The following is a 23,655-nucleotide window of genomic DNA, read 5'->3' as shown; positions in this document are numbered from 1 at the left end:
ACACCCTCCTCGTGATATCTAAATGAATGCTAGTTTATGTAATATTGTAAAAGAAGTGACAGGAAATCTCAAATTCTATTTCTAAACAAGCAAGGGCCCAAAGCTTTATATGGATTATTCTTTTCGATCACGGACTTTAGAACAACATATGATATCAAAAAGCACCAGCCCATTGAATTTTGCTGGTGCTTCTTTGATATACGGAGCAAAGATTACTTGCTAAGTGGATTTTTTCACAAATATTATTTTATCTATTAATTAGCTTTGCCAAACATGACGATATTAATCGCCTTGCCGAAGTCTATACCTATTTTTCCTGTTAGCTCTGCTGTTTTTTGTGCTAACACGACGGCATTGACACCACAAGAGAACAGCGCAATATCAAAGTCATCTTTGTGTGCTGCGATCCATTGGAGTGTTTCAGGCATTTGTTCATATTGATGAAATGCCAGCGTGTGCGCGATATGCAGCTTGTACGGATCGGCCTCAAGAACAGGCTTTACTTCAGCAGCCGCTCGGGTGACTAGCAGAATGCGTCGATTTTTCAGCATGTCCCAGAAAGCGGGTGTCTCAGCCAAATACCGATTCAGGCAAGCATGGCAAGTCAGCGCGGGGGAAAGAGCATAGTGAGCAAAAACCTGATCGGTCAGCTCCCGCTTCATATAGGATGGTGCTTTAATAGATTCGTCATCATATGGCAAAATGCCAGCAATGCTGGCTTTGCTCACTGCCTCAGCCACCGCGTCCCGTAGTTTCGTATTCGGTAGAAACAGTCCCTTTTGACCGAGATTGGCTTTGACCGCCCAACGTTCCTGTAATACCTTTTCCATCGGCCAGACGGTGTCCTGCGACAACACCAAATTTTCACCATCCCCAATACGAATGAGCGAAAAGGACTGGTGCTGATCGAGTGCCAGCTTCAAACGTTTCAGTACCTCGTCAATCTCCAGATACCTTGGATTCGTCATATCATGTTACCTCCCTGTCGTTCCCTGCTTGTTCAACTTTTCAGATGGAGTAAAAAACTTTGTAATCTATCATATGTCGAAAGCGAAAAGGTTTTTGTATGAACGGCTATTCTTTTTGGATTCTACCTATTTTTAAAAGATTCGTTGCATCTGTACGTGCCGTTTCAAAAGCGTCTTCATAACTTGAGAGAAGACGGTTGAAAGGGAGGAAGATCAATGAATCGCAAGATTGTAATTGAAATTAATTTTAATAACTATGGGATGAACCCCAACCGCCTGACACGTGAGTGGATCAGTGAGCGACTGGATATATTCAGAACCTTTACGCTGCGTAGTTTACTCAGTCAGACAAATACGGATTTCTTATCTGTCGTCAAGCTGGCGGGCGGATGCAGTGACATTGTGGAAGAGGAGCTGGCCAAGCATGAGCCCATTCCCGACTATATTCGTTTTGGTACGAGCATCGAAAGTAAACGTCGTATCAATGCGTATATCGAAGACGCGGACGAACTGCTCATTGCTCGAATTGATTCTGACGATTTGTATCACCAGTCATTTGTACAACAGTTGCATGATTACAAGTTTCAACCGGAGACGGTTGCGTTGGTGAACCAGATGGGTTACCTGTGGGATGCCGTTGAGGGGCAGATGGCACCGGTGTTTCACCGTTCGCCTTCTTTTTATGTGTTTCGCTATCAAGTGGAGGATTTTCTAAATGATTACCGTGTCGTTATACCTGGGAAGGGTACGCACGGATATGTAACGGAGCTGCCGCATGAGGTCATTCCGCTTCGCAACTATGTGAACGTCATTCATGCCGCCAATACTTCGGTGAAAAAAGTGCCAGAGAAGGATCGGCTGTCAGAGAATGAAATGAATGCTGTGCTGGCTGAATTTCTGGGAACAGGCATTGCCAATTCATAACGGTCAGGAGGAGATTATATTGTTCAAAGGAAAAAAACTGCTGGTGACCGGAGGAACAGGATCTTGGGGGCAACGCCTAACTGCTGAATTGCTAAAGGAGGGACCGACGGAAATTCGCATTTTCTCACGCGGTGAATTTGCACAGATTGCCATGCAGCGGCAATTTCAATCTGATCCGCGCCTGAATTTCATTATTGGAGATATTCGAGATCTTCAGGCATTGCAGGAGGCATGTCGCGGAGTGGACTATGTATTCCATTTGGCGGCATTAAAGCATGTCCCCGTGTGTGAGAGACAGCCGGAAGAGGCTTTCAAGACGAACGTACACGGTACGGAAAATGTGATCCGGGCCAGTATTGAACAGGGAGTCGCCAAGGTAATTGATGTCTCTACAGACAAGGCGGTAGACCCGGTGAATGTATATGGCATGACGAAAGCGATAGGTGAAAGACTGATGATCCGCGCCAACACTTTAAGTGAGCGTACTCGCTTTGTGTGTATTCGTGGCGGCAACGTGCTGGGGACGAGTGGAAGTGTCGTGCCCCTGTTCAAACGCCAGATCGCGGAAGGGCAGGATTTAACGCTGACGAGTCCAGATATGACACGCTTTTTCCTCACGCTCGGAGAGGCGATTGGCTTGCTGCTGAAGGCTTCTGTCACGGCGATTGGGGGAGAGATACTTGTGATGAAAATGAAGGGCTGCAATATTGCAGATCTGGCAGAAGTGATGAAAGAACAGGCGGGGCAGCCTGCGTTGAAAGTGAAGGGAATTGGTATACGTGGTGGGGAAAAGCTGCATGAGGTGCTGATTTCGCCCTATGAGGTGCCGCACACGTATCGCTATGATGATCGTTATTTTGTTATTCTTCCCCAGCAAGCAGACGAACGCTTACTGAGCCAATATGGTGGATTGGAACGAGTGAACTTCGATCAATATCGCTCGGACGATGAGTTGATGAACCGCGCTGGAATTGCTGAGCTATTGAGAGGCATGGAGTAACGATGAGAGAGGTGGGTATTTTGCAGCTTATGGAAAAAATAACTAAAGGAACTGTAAAGGTTGCGGTAATCGGCCTCGGTTATGTAGGGCTACCCATGGCAGTGGAAATGGCAAAGGCTGGTTATGATGTATATGGTGTGGATTCCGATCCCGTCAAAGTAGACAAGCTGCTTCAAGGAAAGTCGTACATCATAGACATTGGCGATGATGCATTGGAAGGTCTGATCGGGCAGCAATTGCATCCGGTTACGGATATCAAGGTGTTGGAGCATGCGGATGTCGTTGTGATCTGCGTGCCTACGCCACTGACGGACGGACACCAGCCGGATACGTCCTATATTGAAACGGCTATTGATCAGGCCATACCTCATTTGCGTAGACAAACACTGTTGATTCTGGAAAGCACCACCTATCCGGGAACGACCGAGGAACTGATTCGGCCGGTGATAGAGCAGCGCAGGGGCTGGACAGTAGGTAAGGATTTTTATGTGTGCTTTTCACCGGAGCGTGTTGATCCGGGCAGCGTTCATTTTAACATTCGCAACACACCCAAGGTGATCGGCGGTTGCACACCGGATTGTCTGGCAGCGGGAGTAGGTTTTTATGGGTCCTTTTTGGACCAGATTGTACCAGTCAGCTCGACAACCGTGGCGGAAGCCGCCAAGCTGTTCGAGAATACATTCCGCAGCGTCAACATTGGAATGGTTAATGAGCTGACAGCCGCCTGTGAGAAAATTGGCATCAATATATGGGAGGTACTGGATGCAGCGGCAACCAAGCCATTCGGCTATATGCCTTTTTATCCGGGACCTGGCATCGGGGGGCACTGTATCCCGGTTGATCCGCTATACTTGTCATGGAAATCCGAGCAGCATGGTTTTCCACTGGAATTCGTGGACTTGGCAGATCGCATGAACCGGCGTATGCCGCTGTATATCGCGGAGCGAATTGAAGCCATGCTCGCTCAGAAAGGTAAAGCCATAAACAAAGCCAAAATTATTCTGGCAGGTGTGGCCTACAAAAAGGACATTGATGATGTTCGGGAATCCCCAGCTCTTGTCCTGTTTGAACATCTAATAAAACTGGGAGCTTCGGTGAGCTTCACCGACCCATATGTATCGAGCTTTAAGCTGAACGGTGAAGCAATCTCCTCTCGAACGGCAAATACCCAGTTATGGGAAAGTGCAGATATCGTAGTCATCACGACAGACCATTCTGTGGTGGATTACCAACAGCTGGTCGACCATGCCCCGCTGGTCTTTGATACACGTAATGCGACTGCACATTGTACAGGTGGACATGTCGTCATCTTGGGGCATCCCGGTGATGGGGGGGGCGCCGCTGTTGGCTAACCGTGATCAGGTAAATGAACGTTATTACGGGCAAATCAATTCGGAAGAGTCCCATGAAGCCACCCGCAATAGAATTCACTGGATTTGCCGCCATGTACAGGGCCATACTGTGCTGGATGTTGGGTGCAGTCAGGGCATAACGTCCATTTTGCTTGGGCGGGAAGGATTTAAGGTAACGGCCATTGATTTGGAAGAGGGCAGCATTTCTTATGCAAAAAAAGAACTTCGCCAGGAATCCGCACCCGTCCGGGGAAGAGTCTACTTTCAGTTAAAGGACATTTCACAATTTGAGCGTCCTCCCGGTGGATTTGACACCATTATTTTAGGGGAGATTTTGGAACATTTTGCGCATCCCGACACCCTGCTGGCTCATGCTTATCGCTTGTTGAATAAAAAGGGAACGCTCGTCTTGTCTGTACCTTATGGATACCATCCGTTTCATGATCACAAGCGGACTTACTATGCCGGGAGCCTCTCCCGTGTGTTGTATCCTTATTTTGATGCACAAGCGCTGGAGGTGCATCACAAATATTTGTGCTTTGCCGGTCGCAAGAAGTCGAAAGAACTGCGTGAGGCCAAACCAGGGGTAGAGCATCTGAATGAATGGATGAAACTGGACGAGGAGCAATTTCGACTGGTGGAGCAGCAGCATGTTCGCAAAATGAATCAGCGAAAGGCCGCACTCGACAAGGCGGTACAGCGAATCCGGCATATGGAGGAACAACTTTTGCCGTTGCAAAGGTATGCACGTGTCGAACAGTTAGACAAGACGCAGGCTGAAAGGAGAGGGGCATATACTGATGGCGAGTCTACTGGAAAAACGACGGCAGAATCAGCCAAAGGTAAAGGGGATGACGTGAAGTCATGACTGAGCATCCAATGACTATCAGCTTGTGTATGATCGTAAAAAATGAGGAGCAGACACTGGCCCGCTGTCTGGATTCGGTCGCAGACCTGATGGATGAAATCATCATTGTGGACACGGGATCGACGGATCAGACGAAGACGATAGCAGCCCGCTATACGGATCGGCTATATACGTTTGAATGGAGGGATGATTTTGCAGCCGCCCGTAATGAATCGTTTGACAAGGCGGCGTGTTCCTACATCATGTGGATGGATGCGGACGATGTGCTGCTGGAGCCGGACCGTGAGCGCCTGCGTGCCTTGAAGCGGCGTTTGTCAATGGATATCGACGCAGTGGTAATGCCACTTCATTTGGCAGAGGGGGAGCAGGGTGAACTGTTGTTCACCTCACGCCGTATCCGTCTCGTGAAGCGTGAGCGACAATACCGCTGGGAAGGGCGTCTGCATGAGGATCTGGTGATACCTCAGGGGCAAATCGTGCATTCGGATGTGGCAGTAACTCACCGCCGAATGCAAGACCACACGCTCCGTAACCAACGTATTCTCGCCCGGTGGATCAGCGAAAGCGGCAAGCTGGAGGGGCGTCTGCTGTATTTGCACGCCAATGAATGTTTTGACCGTAAAGAATATTCCGAGGCGGCAGAGGCGTTCAACCATCTGTTGGAGGAGCCAAGCGGCTACCGTGAGGATCGGATTACCGCTTGTGCGCGGTCGGCAGAATGCTATCTTCACCTCGGGAAGCCGGAGCAACAGCTGGATAGCCTGTTACGCTCCTTTCGATACGATGTACCGCAATCAGACTTGTGCTGCATGATCGGTGACTGGTTTTTCACACGAAACGAATGGACCACCGCCGCATACTGGTATGAAAAGGCATTGGAGCAACAGCATCACCTTCCGGGTATGCGACCTGTTCCACTACCATGCTACTGCTGGTTACCTCATGTGCGGCTTAGCTATTGCTATGCCCATGTAGGTCAGCTGGACGCTTCGTATGAGCATAACCAAACCGCTTTACGCTATTTACCCGACGACGCGCATTTACTGGATAATGCACGTAAGCTCAAGGAGGCTATTTCCAACTCCCCACCCTCAGCCCGTTCCTCAAAATAGTTCAAGCTGTTCCGGTCCGTTATCCTCTCTGGGTGGCTTGCGAAGGGGAAAAGGTTGAGGGTCCATGCCAAGCATGGTCATGAGCTGCTTGGCGTTAGCAGCGGCGTCTCCACCTGAATTGTTATTGAAAATAACACATACCTCACGGCTTTGCTGTTCCAGCTCCAGCAATCTGTCTCTCCATTCGGTCAATTCTTGTTCATTGTACCGATAGAGATAACGAACCTCCCGCCAATTAGGCGCGGAGCTTTGATTCCAGCCCGATATGTTCCGTCCGTGGAGACGTACGATTGTCAGATTGCCGTCTGTAGCCAACGGCACAATGGGAACCGACCCCGGTCCCGCCTGCGGCTCGTCGCATACGCTGTGTATCCAGCCTTCTTCACGCATGAATGCCAGCGTTTGTTTCCGAAAATCGGGTGTGAACCAGCTTTGATGTCTGAATTCAAGTACGGATGGGACCTCTCCCATCCTTTTTTTCGTGTCTCGCAGTACAGCGACATTCTCTCGTGTACAGTCGAACCAGGGTGGGTACTGAAACAGCACGGCTTTGAGCTTGCCCGCTTCGCGAAGAGGCTGTATAGATGCATGCAGTGCTTCGTACATGGCATCTATTGTTTTGAAGTAAGGCTGCTTGCCGCGGGTATGTCCAGTCATACCTTGATAGGCTTTGACGAGAAATGAAAAAGAGTCAGGGGTTTCCGCCGCCCAGCGTGCCATACGATCTGTGGGCTGCACTGCATAGAAAGAACTATCCATCTCTACTACCGGAAAATGGCTTCCATAGACGCTTAGTTTTTGGTTAGCTTTGGTGCCGGTTGGATACAAGTCATCATGATCGCCCCAACCCGTAAGTCCAAATTGAATCATAACTTCCCCGCTCCTTTCTCTTATGAATCCTTCTAAAGGCGTTCCCATGAATCATTTTAATGATAAAATGGGGTGAATCACATGAAGTTGGTATGAAGTTCCTATGAATATTTAAGCTCAAATGAATCCATTTCATAAATGATTAAACCATTTTGATCTATATGTACTCTTTATTAAAGCTACTGAAGGTATTATGAAATGGATTCAAATAACGATTATTGTAACATGTTTGTTGCTCAGGATTTTTTGTAAAACCCTTATTCGTAATGCTTTTGAGTTTCCAGTTTGAAAAAGCTAATATAGTATGTAATAGAGCGAAATGAGTTCATGGAGGAGAAACGATATGGCAGAATGGTACGAGCAAAGCTTTGGGGAAGATTATTTATTGGTATACAAGCATCGCGACTTTCAGGGAGCCTATCAGGAAGTGCAAAAAATGATCTCCTGGCTCAAATTACCGCAAGGCTCCAGCGTATTGGATTTATGCTGTGGGATGGGCCGTCATTCGCTTGCGCTCGCAGATGCAGGTTATAAGGTGACAGGTGTAGACCTTTCCAATGTGCTGCTGAGAGAGGCACGTGCAGCTGATTCCGAAGGGCGGGTAAGTTGGCATCAAGGGGATATGAGAGAGGTGCCGCTGGATGAAAGCTATGACGCGGTGATGAATTTGTTCACCTCCTTCGGTTATTTTGAAAAGGATGAGGAGCAGCTAAAAGTACTAAAGGAAATATATCGGCTGTTGAAGCCGGGAGGACGCTTTATCATAGATTATTTGAACCCTGCTTATGTAACCGCTCATTTGGTACCGCATTCGTCACGGGAGGATGAAGGGAACTGGATTGAGGAGCATCGGGTCATTGAAGATGGCTTTGTGAAAAAACAAATTGCGATTCGGTCAGCTGCATCCGTTGCGGGCACTGAGGTAGCCTCTGCTCTGGGCACGACTCCTACTGAGGGAGAACCTGCGCGCGTGTATCATGAACGAGTGAAGCTATATCCATATGAAAAGTTTCGTGGATTGCTAGAGCAAGCCGGACTATCTGTAGAGCAGGTACACGGAAGCTATAATGAAGATCAATATATTGAAGATGCTTCGCCTCGAATGATTTTTGTCGGCGTGCGGGCTTGAAACAGAAAGGCGGATGGAAGCCATGAAATTGCCAGAGCTTACACCGTGTGAGCGAATAGACGGAGGCTTTCAGGTCAAAATACCCATGTCCTTTCCGCTGCGCTGGGTGAATAGCTATGTGCTCAAGGGACAGCACGGTTTTACGATTGTAGACCCGGGGCCGCGCAATATGGACACTGAGGCAGAATGGGCGCATGTCTTCCAACAGCTGGGGATGTCTTTTGGGGATATCTCTGACATTGTGGTGACTCATCATCACCCCGATCATTACGGATTGGCGGGCTGGATGCAGCAGCAAAGTCAGGCTCGTGTACATATGTCAGCTCGAAGCCATAAGGAAGCGATGATGATGTGGGACGCTCCAGAGTCGACGGTCGCTATGGAGAACAGGCTTCCCAGCTTTTTTGTCCAGCATGGCTTTCCTTTGGAGCTAGTGTCGGCCTTGGAATTACATATGCGGCAGGCATATTTGCAAGTAAATCCACAGCCTGAGATTACCGTTATTCCTACCGGGATGGACGCTCGTCTGGAATGGGGTGAACGCAGTTGGCTCCCCGTCGAGACAGGAGGACATGCGCCCGGACATGTGTCCTTATATGACCCGAATAGCGGCGTTATCCTCTGCGGTGACGCAGTTTTGCCGCAGATTTCTCCTAATATCAGTCTGCTGCCAGACAGTGATGCCCAGCCGTTGAAGTCTTATGTAGACGGCTTGCAGCGTCTAGGCGAGCTGGAGGTAGCGTGGGCATATCCGGGGCACCGCAATCCGTTTGGTTATTTTCGGGAGCGGACGCAAGCGTTGCTGGCGCATCATGAAGAACGGCTGGAGAAATTCCAGCAGCTGATCAAACCGGAGGGCAGCACAGCCTATGAGCTGTGCATGGCCATGTTCGGTGGCAAGCTGGGTATTCACCAGCTAAGGTTTGCCATGTCCGAGACGCTGGCTCATCTGGTGGAACTGGTGCGCCGTGAACGGGCCTCTATGAGCGAGACGGACTCAATCACGCGCTTCTATCCCCTTTGCCGTCAATAGTCGCGGAAAGTTAACCAACAAAGTGACATGACAAGAGCAACATGACAAGCGGCATGCATGCCGGAAAAGAGGATTTTATGAATTTGCTGCTGCTGGGAGCTACCGGACGCGTAGGACGGTACATATTAGATTATGCATTAGCGGACGGCCATGCCGTTACGGTCCTTGTTCGTTCACCGGACAAGCTGGAGGATTACGCACCCGGATACGGGAATCAGCTGCAAATCGTACAAGGCGATGCCACTAATGCAGAGGACGTAGCACAAGCGCTGAAGGGTGGGGCGACGACTGTGATCAGTGCGCTGAATACGGATGGAACGACTACCTTATCCGCTAATATAGCCCTGCTGATCCGGCTCATGCAGGAGCAGTCCATTTCCCGGCTCATTACGGTAGGAACGGCAGGGATTTTACAAAGCCGGACCGAACCGGACCTGTATCGGTACGAGTCCTCCGAGACCCGGCGACGCAGCACTCGTGCGGCCGAGGAACATCGGCGAGTGTACGAATTGCTGCGTGAATCAGCACTAGACTGGACAATCGTATGTCCAACCTATCTGCCAGATGGAGAGCATACAGGGATTTATCGTGTGGAAAAAGATTTTTTGCCTGAAGGTGGCTCACAAATTACCACCGCGGATACGGCTGATTTTACCTATCGTCAATGCAAGAGTTACGAATTTATCCGTACACGGGTAGGCATTGCCTACTAATCATAGAACGCAAAAATAGCTTCATTTTTAAGTATTCAACCAGAGCGCGGTAAGTGTACCTACTCATTGCGTTCTTTTTTTCATTTGACAAATACTCAAGCTTAGAATACTATGATTCTTAACGGAAACACTGTTTCCTAAAATCTTGTGTAGATCTTTAATTTATTATAGTAGCATCAAGCGACAGTTCTTAATAAGCAAAAGGAAGTGTATTGAATCATGTCCGAGCCATCGCATCCCTATAAAACCTATTCGGAAGTGAAGCTACAGCAGCAGCAATTGCTACGTAAAAATGTCATCGATGCGGCATGCATCCTTCTTGCGGAAGAAGGGCCAGAGGCCGTGACCGTGCGGCGAGTTGCGCAGAAATTAAGCTGTTCCACCAAGATCATTTACAGTATTTTTGGCAGTAAGGACGGTCTTGCCAATGAGATGTACCTGGATGGATGTCGGCTATTGGCTGAATCCTTCCAGCAAGTACCTGTTACCGAAAGCGTACTCGCTGATCTTGAAGCTCTATGCTGGGCGTACTGGGAATTTGCGCAGCTTCATTCAGCTTATTACAAAATGATGTTTGGCGGTGCATTATCTGATTTCAAGCCGGATGAACAGAGCTTGGAGGGTACCACAACGGCATTGTCACGAATTCTGCACACCGTCACACATGCTATGGAGATAGGGGCACTGAAAGAGGAAGATCCGCTGTTGGTTGTCCGAATGCTGTGGTCTGCTTTACATGGAGTCATACATCTTCAGTTTGCAGGTCATTTTTCAGATGTAGATATGGCTCAAGGAGTGTATACATTTACACTGAAGAATATGCTCGTAGCATTTAAAACATCCTCATCCCCATCGTAAATATGAAGTGTACTGAGGTCGTCATAGTAGATGACTTCAGTTCATTATAGAGTAGTGGTAACAATGTTTCTGAAATAAAACTATGATACTATGGAGGTTATCATCATGTTTATGTACGCAAACAAAACAGCTCTGATCACAGGGGCTTCATCCGGGATTGGCGAGGCCTTTGCCTATTCGCTCGCAGCTAAGAAATGTAATCTCATTTTGGTAGCACGCAATGAAACCAAATTAGAGACGCTGGCTAAAGAACTCTCAGCTAAATTTAACGTAAAAGCAACGGTGATTGCGATGGATCTTTCCACACCAGGAGCACCACAAGCATTGCATCAGGAGGTTCAAAAGCAACAGCTGAAGGTAGATCTCTTGATTAACAACGCCGGTTTTGCCACCTATGGATACTTTGAGCAGGTTTCAGGAGAACGACAGCATGAGGAAGTGATGCTCAATGTGGCTGCTTTAGTCGACATCACACATGCATTTATGCCTGATTTATTGCGTAAGCGGGATGGTGGATTAATCAATGTTTCTTCCACAGCTGCATTTCAGCCCGATCCTTATATGGCGGTGTATGGAGCAACCAAAGCATTTGTGCTTTCTTTTACTGAAGCGCTATGGGCCGAAAATCGGAAACGGGGGCTTAAAGTTCTGGCCCTTTGTCCAGGCTCAACAGAAACGCCTTTTTTTGATATTGTTGGCGCAAGTGAAGCGTCAGTTGGAATTAGGGAAACTCCCCAAACCGTTGTGAAGAACGCGTTGAGAGCATTTGAAAAGGGGCGTAGTCACATCATTTCCGGTCGCCAGAACTATTGGGTAGCTCAGGTATCCCGGTTATTCTCTCGTCAATCCACGCTGGGAATTGTAGAACGTGCACTGCGTCCAAAAAATGGATTGTAATTTATGAATGAAGGTAATCTGGGCTTGAAATGTCAGGATTGCTAATCAATATGTTGTGAGTTTTATGCACCGGGTCTGATCGTTTCTAACTCGACTTGAATCAGACCCGGCGTTCCTATTTGTATAGATCAAGCACTTAGACCCTATTCAAGCCCTCGGGAATATAGTAAAATTCCATCCCGTTTCTCCCAGCCGTTAGCTGACCAGAAGCGTTGACCCCCTGCGTTATGCTCCATTACAAACAGATGACATTTATCAATGCCTTCTCTCAGCAAAGCAGATAACGCCTTATCCACCAGTCTGGGCGCGATCCCTTGACCACGATGTGCTGTGGCTACACCCAGATGATACAAAAACCCCCTGCGAGAATCGTGACCCGCTAAAATCGTGCCTATAATGTTTCCATTGTACTCACAGACAAAGCTAAGTCCTTCGTTCCGTTGTAAAAAGCGTGCAATCCGCTCCGGTGAGTCAGCCTCGCTTAATCCTAATCCGTCTAAGCCATTCCAAAGCTCAATGGCCTGATCATAATCGTCAGCCTGCATCGTACGGAATGTATATCCTTCAGTTACGTTTGCCATGTCTAGTTCTCCTCTAAGCTTGTCTATATCTGTTATATTCTAACGTGTTGTTTATAATTTAGGGTGTTATTGTTTTTTTAACGGGTTGTATTCGGTGCACTTTCTTCCCCAAGCTCCTGCTCGCGTTCTGCCTGTTTGCGATGGGCGATACGGCTGCTGGCCGAAGCTGCGATAGCGCCCACGATGTCGTCCAGGAACGTATGGATCGGCCCAAGGCTTTTATCATTCAGGCGTTCCAGCACACCGGGTTTGAGTTTATCAACATAACCGTAATTGGTAAATCCAATGCTGCCGTACACATTTACGATGGAGAAGGCCAGAATCTCGTCCACTCCGTATAATCCCTCATCATTCTCAATCATGTCCTGCAATGGGGGAAGAAGAGCGCCCTGTTCGGCAAGGATATCCAGTTGGATGCCCGTGAGCACTGCATTTTGAACCTCGCGCTTCATCAGCACCTTGTCCACATTCTCAATACATTCTTCCATCGTTAGGGTCGGGTAATATTTTTTTTGTAAAAGCATGACCAGTTCTGCGATTTCAGTCAGGTGTACACCACGCTTGTGCAGCAACTCGCGGGTGGCATCGGCTACCTTTTTACTATTCAGGCTGTATGGTGCTTTTTTCTTGTCCATAAAGTTGAAATTCCCTCCTCGTATAGATCCTGATTTCTACTGCAATTATGACCAGTGTGTCCAGTCTGCTGAAAAAGTAGTTATTTTTTACGCGAGGCTCGTATACATATTAGTACAATCTGTACAAAATTGTTAGGGAGGAACTTCACTTATGAATATAAAACACCCATGGCGTATGACCTCTGTAGCTGGACTGCTATCCCTACCCCTGTTGTTGTCAGGCTGCAGCCTTTTCGGCGACGAATCAGCATCTATTGACCCCCCGCCGTCCACGACAGAGCAGTCCATGATTAAGGCTGTAACCGGAAAAGCACCTGCCAGTACAGGTCAACTGAGGGCTGTTTTTTTGCAAGATCATAACGGTTTGCTGGCCCCGGTATCTTTACCGATTGCTACAGGCGATGTGCAGGCAGATGCCAAGTCAGCGCTGGAAACATTGGTCGAGGGCGGGCCGTATGCTGGATTATTACCAGAGGGATTTAAAGGGGTAATACCCCAGGGTACAGAAGTAAAAAGTGTGACAGTGGACAAGAACAACAAGCTGGCTGTTGTCGAATTCAACAAATCTTTCGCCAACTATAAGCCACAGGAAGAACGAAAATTAATGGAGAGCTTGACTTGGACCCTAACCGACCGTCCTGATATTGAGAGCGTACAGATCTGGGTGGAGGGCAAAAAGCTGAACGAAATGCCTGTTGGCGGCACACCGCTGGATCATCCATTGACGCGTGCAGTAGGTATTAATTTGGAAATTGGTCATGGCGTGACACCCCTGGATTCCAGTCCAGTCACTGTGTATTTCTCTTCTTCTTCTCCTGCTGGAGTTCAATACTATGTACCTGTAACACGGTTGGTTAGCCCTGAGAAAGATCGTGTCCAGTCAGCACTGCATCAATTGATTCAAGGGCCGCAGACCAAAGATGGGTTACAAGAAGTGATGACAGGGGAGACGGCGCTGAAATCGGTAGAACGTTCCAAAGACAACGTAATTACGGTATCTCTCTCAGATGATATGTTTGCTAAAGGAGAAGCTGTGCCTGCTGAATTTTTGGAATCGGTTGTGCTGACAGCGGCAGACAATTCAGATGATGCGGTCAAAACAAAAATTCGGATTGAACTGAATGGTGAAAAAAGCGTAATTGGACAAAATAATCAAAATTATGGAGAGCCTGTAGCCAAGCCGCAACATATTAACGAAATCCCTCTTTAAGGGCGGGAATCGTCCTTGGGGTGCTTTTGCCTGCACACTTTGGTAAAATAAACATATAAGAACAGGTTGCATACGACGTAGGAGGAAAAAGCATGAGTAGATCTAACGGACGAAACGGTGATGAGCTGCGCCCGATGAAATTGACAGCAGGAGTAAATAAATACGCGGAGGGCTCTGTTTTTATAGAGGTTGGCGAGACGAAAGTCATTTGCACGGCTACTGTAGAAGAACGCGTACCCCCCTTTATGAAGGGACAAGGAAAGGGCTGGGTGACCGCAGAGTATTCCATGCTTCCGCGTGCGACTCATAGCCGTAATCAGCGTGAAGCTGCTCGTGGCAAGCTGACAGGCCGCACCATGGAAATTCAGCGTCTGATTGGAAGAGCGTTGCGTTCGGTGGTCAATTTGCAGGCGCTTGGTGAACGGACGATTACGTTGGACTGTGACGTCATTCAAGCGGACGGTGGAACACGCACAACCTCAATTACCGGTTCTTTCGTAGCGTTGGCGATTGCGGTCAATAAAATTGCCACCCAGCACAAGCTGCCTGTTTTTCCAATTACCGATTTTCTGGCTTCCGTCAGCGTAGGGGTTGTTGGTGAAAAAGCGTTGCTGGATCTGAACTATGAAGAGGATTCCAAGGCCAAAGTAGACATGAATCTTGTCATGACTGGCAGTGGAAAATATGTTGAGCTGCAAGGTACAGGTGAAGAAAGCCCATTTGACCGTAACGAATTGGATCAACTGCTTAGCTTAGGCGAACAAGGGATTCTGCAAATGATTGAGCGCCAAAAAGAAGTGCTTGGACCGATTGCTGATAAGATCGGTGCTGGACGTACAGGAGCTGGCGCCTAATGCGGCTGGATGGCCCGGTCGTCATTGTCGCTACGAAAAATAAAGGAAAGGTGCGGGAATTTGCGCATGCTTTTGCGCCGTTTGGCAAGGAAGTCAGAAGCATGTACGATTATCCCGACATTCCTGATGTCGTTGAAGATGGCAAAACCTTTGCCGAAAATGCACTGAAAAAGGCTAAAGCGGTTGGAGATGTGCTCGGTTTGCCCGTACTGGCCGATGATTCCGGCCTCTGCGTGGACTTGCTGGACGGTGCACCGGGGGTATACTCTGCCCGTTATGCTGGAGAAGGTGCCAGCGATCACGAAAACAATATTAAGCTGCTCGACGTTCTAGAATCGAAGCAGCTGGGTGATGATACGGGACAGCCTTTGCTAAGCCCGGCTCAATTCGTCTGTACCTTGATTCTATATAATCCGCAGACTGGCGAGACGTTGGAATCGACAGGCTCTGTGGAGGGCTGGATTACTACTGAAACCGCCGGCAGCGGCGGGTTTGGGTATGATCCGCTGTTTTATTTGCCAGAGTTTGAAAAGACAATGGCCGAGCTGACGTTGGAACAAAAGCAGGCTATCAGTCACCGAGGGATAGCTCTGCGTGATTTGGCAACAAAGTTGGGTAATCCACAGGCATAGCATTGGTAACAGGGGCGAAATCATCCCCCATTCACATAACGAAAAAAGGCTATCCGTCAGTCATAAGCTGCGGATAGCCTTTTTGGTACTTTCTGTTCCCCATATAGTACACAGCGAAAAATTGCGCTGCCGCTTAGAAGCTCTATTGCTTCAGCATTCAGCGTAGCTTATCGAATAGCAACCTTGTAAGTGCGCAACCAGTTATCCACTTGAGCCAAGTAGGCGAACAACTGGGGACCCGACATCAGCTGACCAAACCAAGGCAGATTGGTGGATGCCTCCGGTGAGGCGGCAATATCACGTACCTTTTGCGCATCGATCAGCTTGAGCAGTGGGGAAGAGGAATCATCCAGTAGCTGCAGCGCCTGCTTTTTCACAGCCTCAAGATAGGAAGGGTTATGCGTTTTGGGATATGGGCTTTTTTTGCGATACAGCACATCATCCGGCAGTACGCCCTCCAGCGCCTTGCGCAAAATACCTTTTTCACGTCCGCCTGTCATCTTGATACTCCACGGAATGTTCCATACATATTGTACCAATCGATGATCGCAATACGGCACCCGCACCTCCAGTCCGGCTCCCATACTCATCCGATCCTTGCGATCCAGTAGAGTAGGCATAAAGCGGGTGATGTTCAAATAGGACATGACGCGCATTTGCGCAGCTTTTCCTGTTTCCCCCGGTAGCTTCGGCACTTCTCCTACCGCTTCTGAGTAGCGATCGTTCAAATACTCCAGCGGCTTGATCCAGTCCCGTACCTCAGGAGACAACAGACTGGCTCTCATATCGGGTGCAACTGCCCACGGGAATGTACCCGAATTCAGCATATCCTCCCGGTGGAACCAAGGATATCCGCCAAAAACTTCATCCGCAGCCTCGCCGGAAATAGCGACCGTAGCTCCTTTTTTAATCTCCCGGCAAAAGAGATAAAGCGACGAATCCACGTCCGCCATTCCGGGTAAATCACGCGTTAGTGTGGAGTTGTTCAGAGCTGCTACGACTTCTGGCGTATCGAATTCAATCCAGTGATGATTTGTCCCTAATTCATCCACCATCCGCTGAATCCAGGGGGCATCGGCTCCGGGTTGAAACGCATGGGCTTTAAAATGCTTGTCGTTATCCACATAATCGACCGAATACGTATGAACTTGTCCCTGCCCGGTACGTTTGTAATAATCGACAGCTAATGCGGATAGAGCGCTTGAATCCAGCCCGCCAGACAATAAGGTGCAGACTGGAACATCCGAAATGAGCTGCCGCTCCACCGTATCCAGCAACAGTTCTCGTACCTTAAGTGCCGTTTCTTCGGTGTTATCCTCATGCGCAATGCTTTCCAGTGTCCAGTAGGCTTGAATGCGCACGCCGTCGCGGCTGTAGGTTAGCGTATGCCCGGGGCGTAGCTCCTTCATGGACGAATAGACGCCGTGTCCGGGGGTACGTGCAGGCCCGACGATAAAAATTTCGGCTAATCCCTCGGCGTCCACTGCTGCCTCTACCGCTGGATGCTGGAGCAGTGCTTTGGGTTCTGAGCCAAATACGAATACTTCTTCGGTCTGGCTATAAAATAACGGCTTCACGCCCAGCCGATCCCGTGCCAGAAATACCTGCTCCCGCTCGCTATCCCAGACCGCAAACGCAAAAATGCCGTTTAACCGATCCACACATTCAGGGCCCCATTCGATATAGGATTCGAGCAGCACCTCCGTGTCGCATTGTGTACGGAAAAAATGCCCGCGCTGTTGCAGCTCTTTTTTCAGCTCAGGCGCGTTATATATTTCCCCGTTATATACAATTGTATAAGTGATATCCTCTAGCTGCCGGATCATGGGCTGAGCGCCATTTTCCGGGTCCATAACGCTCAATCTTCGGTGTCCGAAGGCACACGGGTTGGATATCCAGGTACCCGCAGCATCCGGTCCGCGATCAGAGAGCGTCTGTGTCATATTCAGCAGCAGCTCAGATTGATGCATTAAGTCTCCGTTCCACTGTATGAAACCTGTAATTCCGCACATGTCTGTTCATCCTCTCTTTGTCGTGTTCATCCAGTGTTGGAATGAATCAAAAACTAAATCCCCAGTTCATCAGTATATATGCCGAAATGAAGCATAAAATGTCTGTCCGTTCCGAAAACTACAGATGGGGCAACCCGTCTACTCGCAAGGAAGGAGGGAGACCATGTACTACATCAAGGATGCCAAAATACGCCGGTTCACTGAACTTGACGGAGTGCGCTGTGCTGAGGTAGAGGTGCGGCCCGGTGCTGCAGATGACCCGGAACTGCTGGTCTATATTACGGCCAAGGATCAGACGGATGGTCAGCATGACTATGACATGGTACGGATCATCCGCAATGACGCCGATCTGGAGCTGGATTGGTACGACAATAATCTGCATTCGGCATTTGAGGAAGTGACAGACAAGGCTTTTACCGACTCTACACACATTACTGCTGGTGAGGAGCGAGAGAAGTTTAAAAAAGAATTGCTCTCCTATGGGCAGCTCAGCACAGAGTTCGCCAAGGAGTTCGGGGCATGAGGATATGGTGTGCTATGCCTCGGCTTTTGTTGATTTGGGCCCCGGCGCCATCGCCGGATCAGCGTGAAAGGAGGGGAAAATCATAGACGGCAAAGCGAATTATAAGAAAAACAGAGGCAGCAGTTATATTCATAACAATGAGTTCGCGGAAGAAGTGCTGGAGAAAAACGTAAGACATGAAGTACGAAGAAGTCCTAAACGCTTTGGTAATAAATAAGCAGCCATTGAACCATATAGCAACAGCAACTCATCAAAAATGACCCTAAAGAAGCCTCCGTATCCCGCCAAATTAGCGGTATGTAGGAGGCTTCTTTTTGAACTAAGCCGCTTCACGCAGCGTCATAATCCCTTTGTAGATGTTATAAACAAAAACCCCGAGATAGATCACTACGAATAGCAGTACAAAACCGATCACTGAACCTGCATGATTCGCCGTAATAATAAAATACACGAGCGGAATTGCCGCAATAATGGGGAAAATATGCGATAAAATAGCTTTTTTTGCATGTCCCTGAACATATTCGTCCCGTACTGCAATCCACACAATGACAGGCACTAGAAAAGGTGCGAAGAAAATGCTGAAATAACAAAGTGACGACAAAAGACCTCTCACAGATTAACCCCTCCTTTATGCATGGTTCTTTGTACATAATACCCCGTTAGCGTCCAAATGATTCCTTTTGCAGCCAGCTTCCCAATATCATAAAAAAATGCTTTTGACAGTTGCCCGAAATGTGATATAATAATCAATGCGCTGAATACATAAGGTTTTATTGATCAGCATCTTGTCCCAGTAGCTCAGCTGGATAGAGCAACGGCCTTCTAAGCCGTCGGTCGGGGGTTCGAATCCCTCCTGGGACGTAATTAAATCAGTCACAAACCGTTGATATAAATGGATTTGTGAGAAATTAGGGCTTCGGTCAGGGCTTCGGTCACTGATGCAGAATCCCTTTTTTTTATATTACGGATTGTCAAGCTAAGTGGGACAGATTCTCTGAAAAGGAGGGTCTGTCAAAAATTTTGTGAAAACTCTTTTAGGCACAGATTCCCCCGAGGGGGAAGTAGCGATTTTTCGCAAGTGTTGACCGACCCGATCGAGAAAAAAGACCGACATCTGGAGCAACATTTGGCCTCAGTTTTGGACACGACCTGTCCATTTTCGAGTGACGTCGATGGTAGCCAGATAGAGCATCTTAAGTAAGGCTTCATCGGTAGGAAGGATGCTTCTTCCTTTCGTCACCTTAAGAAGTTGGCGATGGTAACTTTCAATCCTATTGGTGGTGTAGATGAGTCTGCGAATCTCTAGCGGGTTTTTAAAAAAGGTAGCGAGCTCATCCCAATGGGTTCGCCAAGAACGGATAATAAGGGGATATTTGGCTCCACAGACCTGCTCAAAACGGTCGAGTTCAAGTAAGGCGCCTTCTTCGGTAGCTGCCTTGTAAATGGGCTTTAAGTCGGCAGTTACTTTCTTAATATCCTTGTACGAAACTACCGAGTGGAGCTACGGATTTGGTGAATGACACACTTTTGGATTTCAGTTTGGGGATAGCAGACTGCAATTGCCTGAGAGAACCCGAACAAGTTATCCACGCAGATAATGAGAATGTCTTGAACTCCACGATTCTTGAGTTCATTCAGCACACTCAGCCAGAACTGAGGACTCATTCTCACCAATTCACATGCCTAGCACATCCTTGTTTCCGTCCAAATCGATGCCAATGACCATGTAGGCGGCCTTGTTGATCATGGCCCCGTCTTGTTTGACCTTGAAGTGGGTGGCATCCAGATAGACGACTGCATAAACACCTTGAAGAGGCCGATTCTGCCATTCTTTAATGAAAGCGACAATCTTATTTGTAACATTGGAAATAAGCGTAGGAGACACTTCAATACCATACATCTGTCCTAAATGATCCTGAATTTCTTTGGTACTGATGCCTTTGGCATACAGAGCAATGATTTGCTCTTCGATGCCAGTTACGTTCGATATCTTGTGTAGTGATTAAGTTTGTTCACCTTAATAAATTTCCGAAGTTGCTCCTTTGACCAAAGTCCTATGTGTTTCTCTAACCTTCCCTTACTTCCATTTTAATGGGTTTGAGAGTTTTCACAATATATTTTACAGACTCGCTCTGAACACATACCACGACTAAAATTTCGAAACGATAAGCTTTATTGAAATGTTTGTTCTCCTAGTCCAATAATTCCTATTATAGTACAATTAGATCAAATACTTAGAAAAGTGGTGGATGATGATAATGAGTAACTTTTCTTTTTTTAAAGGAGAATGGGAAGTATTAGCGAAGCTTGGAGAAAGTGCCGAGCATAATTTATATAATGATCCGCATACTTCCATTATGAAATTACGTTTATTAGGTGAATCAATTGCAAAAGCTGTTTTAGCATCTGATAACATTCGTGAAGCGTATGATACAAGGCAAGTAGACCGTTTAAATACAATGAAAAAAGAAGGATTAGCAGAGCCAGAAATGTTAGATATATTCCACACGTTACGCAGAAAAGGGAATACCGCTTCTCATGAAGCATCCTATGGTACGACAGAAGAAGCAAAACAGTTACTAGCATTAGCGTATCAAATCTCGATTTGGTTTATGGAAGTATATATTGATTGGGAGTTTGTCGCACCTACATATAGAGAGCCAGAGAGAGAAGAGAGTTCTAAGGAGCTTCAATTGAAGGTGCAAGCTTTAGAAGAAGAAATTGCTAAAAAGGAAAAAGAACTTCTAACGCAGCTTGATACAATTACAAAGGATGAAATTACAAAAGATGTACGTGTAAGACGTAAAGAAAAATCAAAGCTACATATTCAAAAGCATCGTTTATCAGAAGCTCAAACACGTATTTTAATTGATGATAAATTACGTGCAGCTGGCTGGCTTGTTGATACAGAAAAATATAATCAAAAGAAACATAAAACGATGCCCGAAAAAAATAAAAATATGGCGATAGCAGAATGGAAAGTTGGTTCGAAATATGCGGATTATGCTTTATTCATTGGGCTGCAATTGGTCGGTATTGTCGAAGCAAAAGCAAAGCATCGTGATATTCCATCAGCACTTGAAAGCCAAGCAAAAGTATATGCACGTGAAGTACAAGCAATAGAAGGTATTGAATTATTGCCACAAAATGGAGAATATAAAGTGCCGTTTATTTTTGCTTCTAATGGTAGACCGTATTTAAGACAGCTTGAAGATCAATCGGGTATTTGGTTTTGGGATGCACGTAATCAAACGAAGCGATCTCATGCTTTAGAAGGTTGGCACTCACCATCAGATTTAAAGATGCTATTAGACGTGGATGATAGACAAGCAAATGAAAGCTTAAAAAACGAGGATGTTACGAAGTTTGGTTTACGTGACTACCAACAAAAAGCGGTATTAGCAGCAGAAGAAGCATTAATGCAAGGAGCTAGAAAAATGCTTGTTGCAATGGCAACAGGTACAGGGAAAACACGTACAGCAATCGCTCTTATGTATCGTTTAATTAAAGCGAAGAAATGTCGTCGAATATTATTTTTAGTCGATCGTAATTCACTAGGTCAACAAACGGCAGATGCTTTAAAAGATTCTAAGATGGAAAATGGTTTACCGTTTTCATCGATTTATGATGTGAAATCACTTGAAGATATGACACCAGATGTGGAAACAAAGGTGCAAATTGCAACAGTTCAAGGCATAGTAAGACGCTTATTCTATAGCGATCAAGAGCAATTACCTTCTGTTGGGCAATATGATTTTATTATTGTCGATGAAGCACACCGAGGTTATACAAGTGACCGAGAAATGACAGATGATGAGCTACTATTCCGAGATCAAAATGATTATGTAAGCCAATACCGCAGAGTTATTGATTATTTCGATGCGGCAGTGCTTGGTCTGACAGCTACGCCAGCACTTCATACGACAGAAATTTTTGGTTCACCTATTTATAAATATTCTTATACAGAAGCGGTTTTAGATGGCTATTTAGTCGACCATGAGCCACCTTATTTATTTGAAACGGAATTACAACAGCATGGTATTTCGTTTGAGAAAGGCGAAGAAGTAGAGGTTTATGATCCAGAAGAAGGCGAAATCATTTTAGAGCGGCTAGAAGATGAACTGAAATTTGAAGTAGAGCATTTTAATAAACGAGTGATTACAGAAGGCTTTAACCGAGCAGTTTTAACGAAATTAATTGATTATATTGATCCAGAAAGCGAAGAAAAAACATTAATTTTTGCAGCAACAGATCAACACGCTGATTTAATCGTTCGTTTACTTAAAGAAGCATTTGCGGAAAACGGTGATGATGTATCAGATGATGCAATTGTGAAAATTACAGGTTCTATTTATCATCCCAATGAAATGATTAAACGTTTCAAAAATGAACGCTTACCAAATATTGTCGTAACAGTCGATTTACTAACGACAGGTATTGATGTACCGAAGATTACAAACATTGTTTTCTTACGCCGTATAAAGTCACGTATTCTATACGATCAAATGTTAGGGCGTGCTACTCGTTTATGTCCAGAGATTGAGAAATCTCATTTCCGTATTTTTGATGCGGTGGGAATCTATAATCAGTTACAGCAATATACAGATATGAAGCCTGTTGTGAAGCAGCAAAAGGTAACAATAGCAGAGCTGCATGAATCCTTTATACAAGCAGAGACGCAAGATGAGGCACAGCACTTTTTAGATCAATTAGTGGCAAAGGTGCAACGTAAGAAACAAACATTCAATAATGAGGCAAAACGACAATTTGAGCAACTTTCAAAAGGTGTAACAGTAGATGAATGGGCGAAAGAATTACAAACCTACACACCTGAGCAAGCACAGAATCATAGCGTATTGTTTGATTATGTAGCGACATATAAAACGAAGAAAGAGCTACAAGTCATTGCAAATCATGAAGATGAAGTGACGGATGTAAAACGTGGGTACGGGGAAGGTAACGAGCGACCAACCGATTATTTAGATGGTTTTGTACAGTTCATTCGAGAAAATATGAATGAAATCCCTGCACTTCAAATTGTGTGTACACGACCGAAAGACTTAACTCGTAAAGACTTACGTGAAATTGAAGTTATTTTAGCAACAAAGCACTTTAAGCAAGATCATTTACAAACAGCATGGAAACAAGCGAAGAATGAAGAAATTGCAGCTGATATTATTAGTTTCATTCGTCAAGCAGCATTAGGTGAAGCTTTAGTGTCTACTGAATCACGTGTGAAAAATGCAATGAAAAAAGTATATTCTATGCATGATTGGACACCGAGACAGCGTAAATGGCTAGAACGAATTGAGAAGCAACTCATTGAAATGCCTGTTCTTTCACCGAATCCACAAGATGCTTTTTCAGAAGAGCCATTTAAAAGTCAGGGCGGATATAATCGTTTGAAGAAAGAACTAGGTGAAGAAGTCGATCAAATTGTGAAGTTAATTAATGAGAGTTTATATGCTAGTTAAAAAGCTGTGG

Annotated in this window: 21 protein-coding genes, 1 tRNA gene and 1 pseudogene; 16 read left to right on the top strand and 7 right to left on the bottom strand. The window is 46.5% G+C overall.

Translation table 11 applies throughout. The annotated features are described in order from the left end of the window. Positions 1 to 254: 254 nt before the first annotated feature. Positions 255 to 968 carry a GT-D fold domain-containing glycosyltransferase gene (locus NLX74_RS14805; protein ID WP_254329171.1) on the bottom strand — a complete coding sequence of 238 codons (714 nt, stop codon included), beginning with the start codon at positions 966 to 968 and terminating at the stop codon, positions 255 to 257. 216 nt (positions 969 to 1,184) lie between these two features. Here NLX74_RS14805 and NLX74_RS14800 point away from each other — a divergent pair, with 216 nt between their 5' ends. The 5 genes from NLX74_RS14800 to NLX74_RS14780 are packed head-to-tail and all read left to right on the top strand — an operon-like array spanning position 1,185 to position 6,224. Then, positions 1,185 to 1,892 (top strand): glycosyltransferase, encoded by a 708-nt coding sequence (locus NLX74_RS14800; protein WP_254329170.1) that lies wholly within the window; start codon positions 1,185 to 1,187, stop codon positions 1,890 to 1,892. 19 nt (positions 1,893 to 1,911) lie between these two features. Beyond that, positions 1,912 to 2,892, top strand: a complete 981-nt coding sequence (locus NLX74_RS14795; RefSeq protein ID WP_254329169.1) for a polysaccharide biosynthesis protein — start codon at positions 1,912 to 1,914, stop codon at positions 2,890 to 2,892. A 2-nt stretch (positions 2,893 to 2,894) separates the two neighbouring features. Then, positions 2,895 to 4,244, top strand: a complete 1,350-nt coding sequence (locus tag NLX74_RS14790) for a nucleotide sugar dehydrogenase (RefSeq protein WP_254329168.1) — start codon at positions 2,895 to 2,897, stop codon at positions 4,242 to 4,244. Continuing rightward, positions 4,237 to 5,112 carry a class I SAM-dependent methyltransferase gene (locus NLX74_RS14785; RefSeq protein WP_254329279.1) on the top strand — a complete coding sequence of 292 codons (876 nt, stop codon included), beginning with the start codon at positions 4,237 to 4,239 and terminating at the stop codon, positions 5,110 to 5,112. The genes NLX74_RS14790 and NLX74_RS14785 overlap by 8 nt, the downstream gene beginning before the upstream one ends. Further along, a complete protein-coding gene (locus NLX74_RS14780; RefSeq protein ID WP_254329167.1) occupies positions 5,109 to 6,224 on the top strand; it encodes a tetratricopeptide repeat-containing glycosyltransferase family 2 protein in 1,116 nt (371 codons plus the stop codon). The genes NLX74_RS14785 and NLX74_RS14780 overlap by 4 nt, the downstream gene beginning before the upstream one ends. On the opposite strand, the gene NLX74_RS14775 is transcribed toward NLX74_RS14780, so the two are convergent. Next, positions 6,216 to 7,094, bottom strand: coding sequence for a DUF72 domain-containing protein (locus NLX74_RS14775; RefSeq protein ID WP_254329166.1), 879 nt, complete (start codon positions 7,092 to 7,094; stop codon positions 6,216 to 6,218). The genes NLX74_RS14780 and NLX74_RS14775 overlap by 9 nt on opposite strands. A gap of 343 nt (positions 7,095 to 7,437) precedes the next feature. Here NLX74_RS14775 and NLX74_RS14770 point away from each other — a divergent pair, with 343 nt between their 5' ends. The 5 genes from NLX74_RS14770 (at position 7,438) to NLX74_RS14750 (ending at position 11,724) form a co-directional block, all read left to right on the top strand. Next, complete coding sequence (locus NLX74_RS14770) at positions 7,438 to 8,223, top strand: class I SAM-dependent methyltransferase (RefSeq protein WP_254329165.1); 786 nt, start codon at positions 7,438 to 7,440, stop codon at positions 8,221 to 8,223. Between the two features lie 22 nt (positions 8,224 to 8,245). Next, positions 8,246 to 9,256 carry an MBL fold metallo-hydrolase gene (locus tag NLX74_RS14765; protein WP_254329164.1) on the top strand — a complete coding sequence of 337 codons (1,011 nt, stop codon included), beginning with the start codon at positions 8,246 to 8,248 and terminating at the stop codon, positions 9,254 to 9,256. Positions 9,257 to 9,333: 77 nt separating this feature from the next. Next, complete coding sequence (locus tag NLX74_RS14760) at positions 9,334 to 9,969, top strand: NAD(P)-dependent oxidoreductase (RefSeq protein ID WP_254329163.1); 636 nt, start codon at positions 9,334 to 9,336, stop codon at positions 9,967 to 9,969. A gap of 219 nt (positions 9,970 to 10,188) precedes the next feature. Continuing rightward, entirely contained in the window at positions 10,189 to 10,827 is a 639-nt protein-coding gene (locus NLX74_RS14755) for a TetR/AcrR family transcriptional regulator (protein WP_235308541.1), read from the top strand. 105 nt (positions 10,828 to 10,932) lie between these two features. Continuing rightward, a complete protein-coding gene (locus NLX74_RS14750) occupies positions 10,933 to 11,724 on the top strand; it encodes an SDR family NAD(P)-dependent oxidoreductase (protein WP_254329162.1) in 792 nt (263 codons plus the stop codon). Positions 11,725 to 11,867: 143 nt separating this feature from the next. Here the strand turns inward: NLX74_RS14750 and NLX74_RS14745 are convergent, their stop codons facing one another. Beyond that, positions 11,868 to 12,305 carry a GNAT family N-acetyltransferase gene (locus NLX74_RS14745; protein ID WP_250260547.1) on the bottom strand — a complete coding sequence of 146 codons (438 nt, stop codon included), beginning with the start codon at positions 12,303 to 12,305 and terminating at the stop codon, positions 11,868 to 11,870. 77 nt (positions 12,306 to 12,382) lie between these two features. Further along, the gene (locus tag NLX74_RS14740) at positions 12,383 to 12,940 is read right to left on the bottom strand and encodes a phosphatidylglycerophosphatase A family protein (protein ID WP_039272599.1); all 558 of its coding nucleotides are present in this window, start codon (positions 12,938 to 12,940) and stop codon (positions 12,383 to 12,385) included. A 151-nt stretch (positions 12,941 to 13,091) separates the two neighbouring features. Here NLX74_RS14740 and NLX74_RS14735 point away from each other — a divergent pair, with 151 nt between their 5' ends. From NLX74_RS14735 to NLX74_RS14725, 3 genes are all read left to right on the top strand, one after another. Further along, positions 13,092 to 14,150, top strand: coding sequence for a GerMN domain-containing protein (locus NLX74_RS14735; protein ID WP_069290244.1), 1,059 nt, complete (start codon positions 13,092 to 13,094; stop codon positions 14,148 to 14,150). A 92-nt stretch (positions 14,151 to 14,242) separates the two neighbouring features. Further along, positions 14,243 to 15,004, top strand: a complete 762-nt coding sequence (gene rph / locus NLX74_RS14730; RefSeq protein WP_013311675.1) for a ribonuclease PH — start codon at positions 14,243 to 14,245, stop codon at positions 15,002 to 15,004. Next, positions 15,004 to 15,636, top strand: a complete 633-nt coding sequence (locus tag NLX74_RS14725) for an XTP/dITP diphosphatase (protein WP_013311674.1) — start codon at positions 15,004 to 15,006, stop codon at positions 15,634 to 15,636. The genes rph and NLX74_RS14725 overlap by 1 nt, the downstream gene beginning before the upstream one ends. Positions 15,637 to 15,803: 167 nt before the next feature. Here the strand turns inward: NLX74_RS14725 and asnB are convergent, their stop codons facing one another. Further along, complete coding sequence (asnB, locus tag NLX74_RS14720; RefSeq protein ID WP_254329161.1) at positions 15,804 to 17,648, bottom strand: asparagine synthase (glutamine-hydrolyzing); 1,845 nt, start codon at positions 17,646 to 17,648, stop codon at positions 15,804 to 15,806. A gap of 163 nt (positions 17,649 to 17,811) precedes the next feature. Between asnB and NLX74_RS14715 the strand changes: the two genes are divergently transcribed. Continuing rightward, positions 17,812 to 18,171: a hypothetical protein gene (locus NLX74_RS14715; RefSeq protein WP_013311672.1), complete on the top strand. Its 360-nt coding sequence runs from the start codon at positions 17,812 to 17,814 to the stop codon at positions 18,169 to 18,171. A gap of 319 nt (positions 18,172 to 18,490) precedes the next feature. Here the strand turns inward: NLX74_RS14715 and NLX74_RS14710 are convergent, their stop codons facing one another. After that, positions 18,491 to 18,784, bottom strand: coding sequence for a magnetosome magnetite crystal formation protein family (locus tag NLX74_RS14710; protein ID WP_254329160.1), 294 nt, complete (start codon positions 18,782 to 18,784; stop codon positions 18,491 to 18,493). 174 nt (positions 18,785 to 18,958) lie between these two features. Here NLX74_RS14710 and NLX74_RS14705 point away from each other — a divergent pair. After that, a tRNA-Arg gene (locus tag NLX74_RS14705) sits at positions 18,959 to 19,032 on the top strand. 211 nt (positions 19,033 to 19,243) lie between these two features. On the opposite strand, the pseudogene NLX74_RS14700 reads toward NLX74_RS14705, so the two are convergent. Beyond that, a pseudogene (locus tag NLX74_RS14700) lies at positions 19,244 to 20,158 on the bottom strand (IS256 family transposase); the annotation flags it as partial. A gap of 265 nt (positions 20,159 to 20,423) precedes the next feature. Here NLX74_RS14700 and hsdR point away from each other — a divergent pair. After that, entirely contained in the window at positions 20,424 to 23,645 is a 3,222-nt protein-coding gene (gene hsdR / locus NLX74_RS14695) for a type I restriction-modification system endonuclease (RefSeq protein WP_254329159.1), read from the top strand. Positions 23,646 to 23,655 lie beyond the last annotated feature (10 nt).

Origin of the sequence: Paenibacillus sp. MZ03-122A (assembly GCF_024213325.1) — a bacterium.
In the GTDB taxonomy this organism is placed as follows: Bacteria; Bacillota; Bacilli; order Paenibacillales; family Paenibacillaceae; genus Paenibacillus; species Paenibacillus polymyxa_B.
Note: the sequence above shows the minus strand (reverse complement) of the source record. Positions and strands in the feature narration are given on the sequence as shown.

Excerpts from the sequence above, each read along its gene's own strand:
- NLX74_RS14735 (WP_069290244.1), top strand. The coding sequence starts at position 13,092 with ATGAATATAAAACACCCATGGCGTATGACCTCTGTAGCTGGACTGCTA.
- NLX74_RS14770 (WP_254329165.1), top strand. The coding sequence starts at position 7,438 with ATGGCAGAATGGTACGAGCAAAGCTTTGGGGAAGATTATTTATTGGTA.
- NLX74_RS14800 (WP_254329170.1), top strand. The coding sequence starts at position 1,185 with ATGAATCGCAAGATTGTAATTGAAATTAATTTTAATAACTATGGGATG.
- NLX74_RS14790 (WP_254329168.1), top strand. The coding sequence starts at position 2,895 with ATGAGAGAGGTGGGTATTTTGCAGCTTATGGAAAAAATAACTAAAGGA.
- rph (WP_013311675.1), top strand. The coding sequence starts at position 14,243 with ATGAGTAGATCTAACGGACGAAACGGTGATGAGCTGCGCCCGATGAAA.
- hsdR (WP_254329159.1), top strand. The coding sequence starts at position 20,424 with ATGATAATGAGTAACTTTTCTTTTTTTAAAGGAGAATGGGAAGTATTA.
- NLX74_RS14780 (WP_254329167.1), top strand. The coding sequence starts at position 5,109 with ATGACTGAGCATCCAATGACTATCAGCTTGTGTATGATCGTAAAAAAT.
- NLX74_RS14765 (WP_254329164.1), top strand. The coding sequence starts at position 8,246 with ATGAAATTGCCAGAGCTTACACCGTGTGAGCGAATAGACGGAGGCTTT.
- asnB (WP_254329161.1), bottom strand. The coding sequence starts at position 17,648 with ATGTGCGGAATTACAGGTTTCATACAGTGGAACGGAGACTTAATGCAT.
- NLX74_RS14745 (WP_250260547.1), bottom strand. The coding sequence starts at position 12,305 with ATGGCAAACGTAACTGAAGGATATACATTCCGTACGATGCAGGCTGAC.
- NLX74_RS14755 (WP_235308541.1), top strand. The coding sequence starts at position 10,189 with ATGTCCGAGCCATCGCATCCCTATAAAACCTATTCGGAAGTGAAGCTA.
- NLX74_RS14750 (WP_254329162.1), top strand. The coding sequence starts at position 10,933 with ATGTTTATGTACGCAAACAAAACAGCTCTGATCACAGGGGCTTCATCC.
- NLX74_RS14775 (WP_254329166.1), bottom strand. The coding sequence starts at position 7,094 with ATGATTCAATTTGGACTTACGGGTTGGGGCGATCATGATGACTTGTAT.
- NLX74_RS14760 (WP_254329163.1), top strand. The coding sequence starts at position 9,334 with ATGAATTTGCTGCTGCTGGGAGCTACCGGACGCGTAGGACGGTACATA.
- NLX74_RS14715 (WP_013311672.1), top strand. The coding sequence starts at position 17,812 with ATGTACTACATCAAGGATGCCAAAATACGCCGGTTCACTGAACTTGAC.
- NLX74_RS14725 (WP_013311674.1), top strand. The coding sequence starts at position 15,004 with ATGCGGCTGGATGGCCCGGTCGTCATTGTCGCTACGAAAAATAAAGGA.
- NLX74_RS14740 (WP_039272599.1), bottom strand. The coding sequence starts at position 12,940 with ATGGACAAGAAAAAAGCACCATACAGCCTGAATAGTAAAAAGGTAGCC.
- NLX74_RS14805 (WP_254329171.1), bottom strand. The coding sequence starts at position 968 with ATGACGAATCCAAGGTATCTGGAGATTGACGAGGTACTGAAACGTTTG.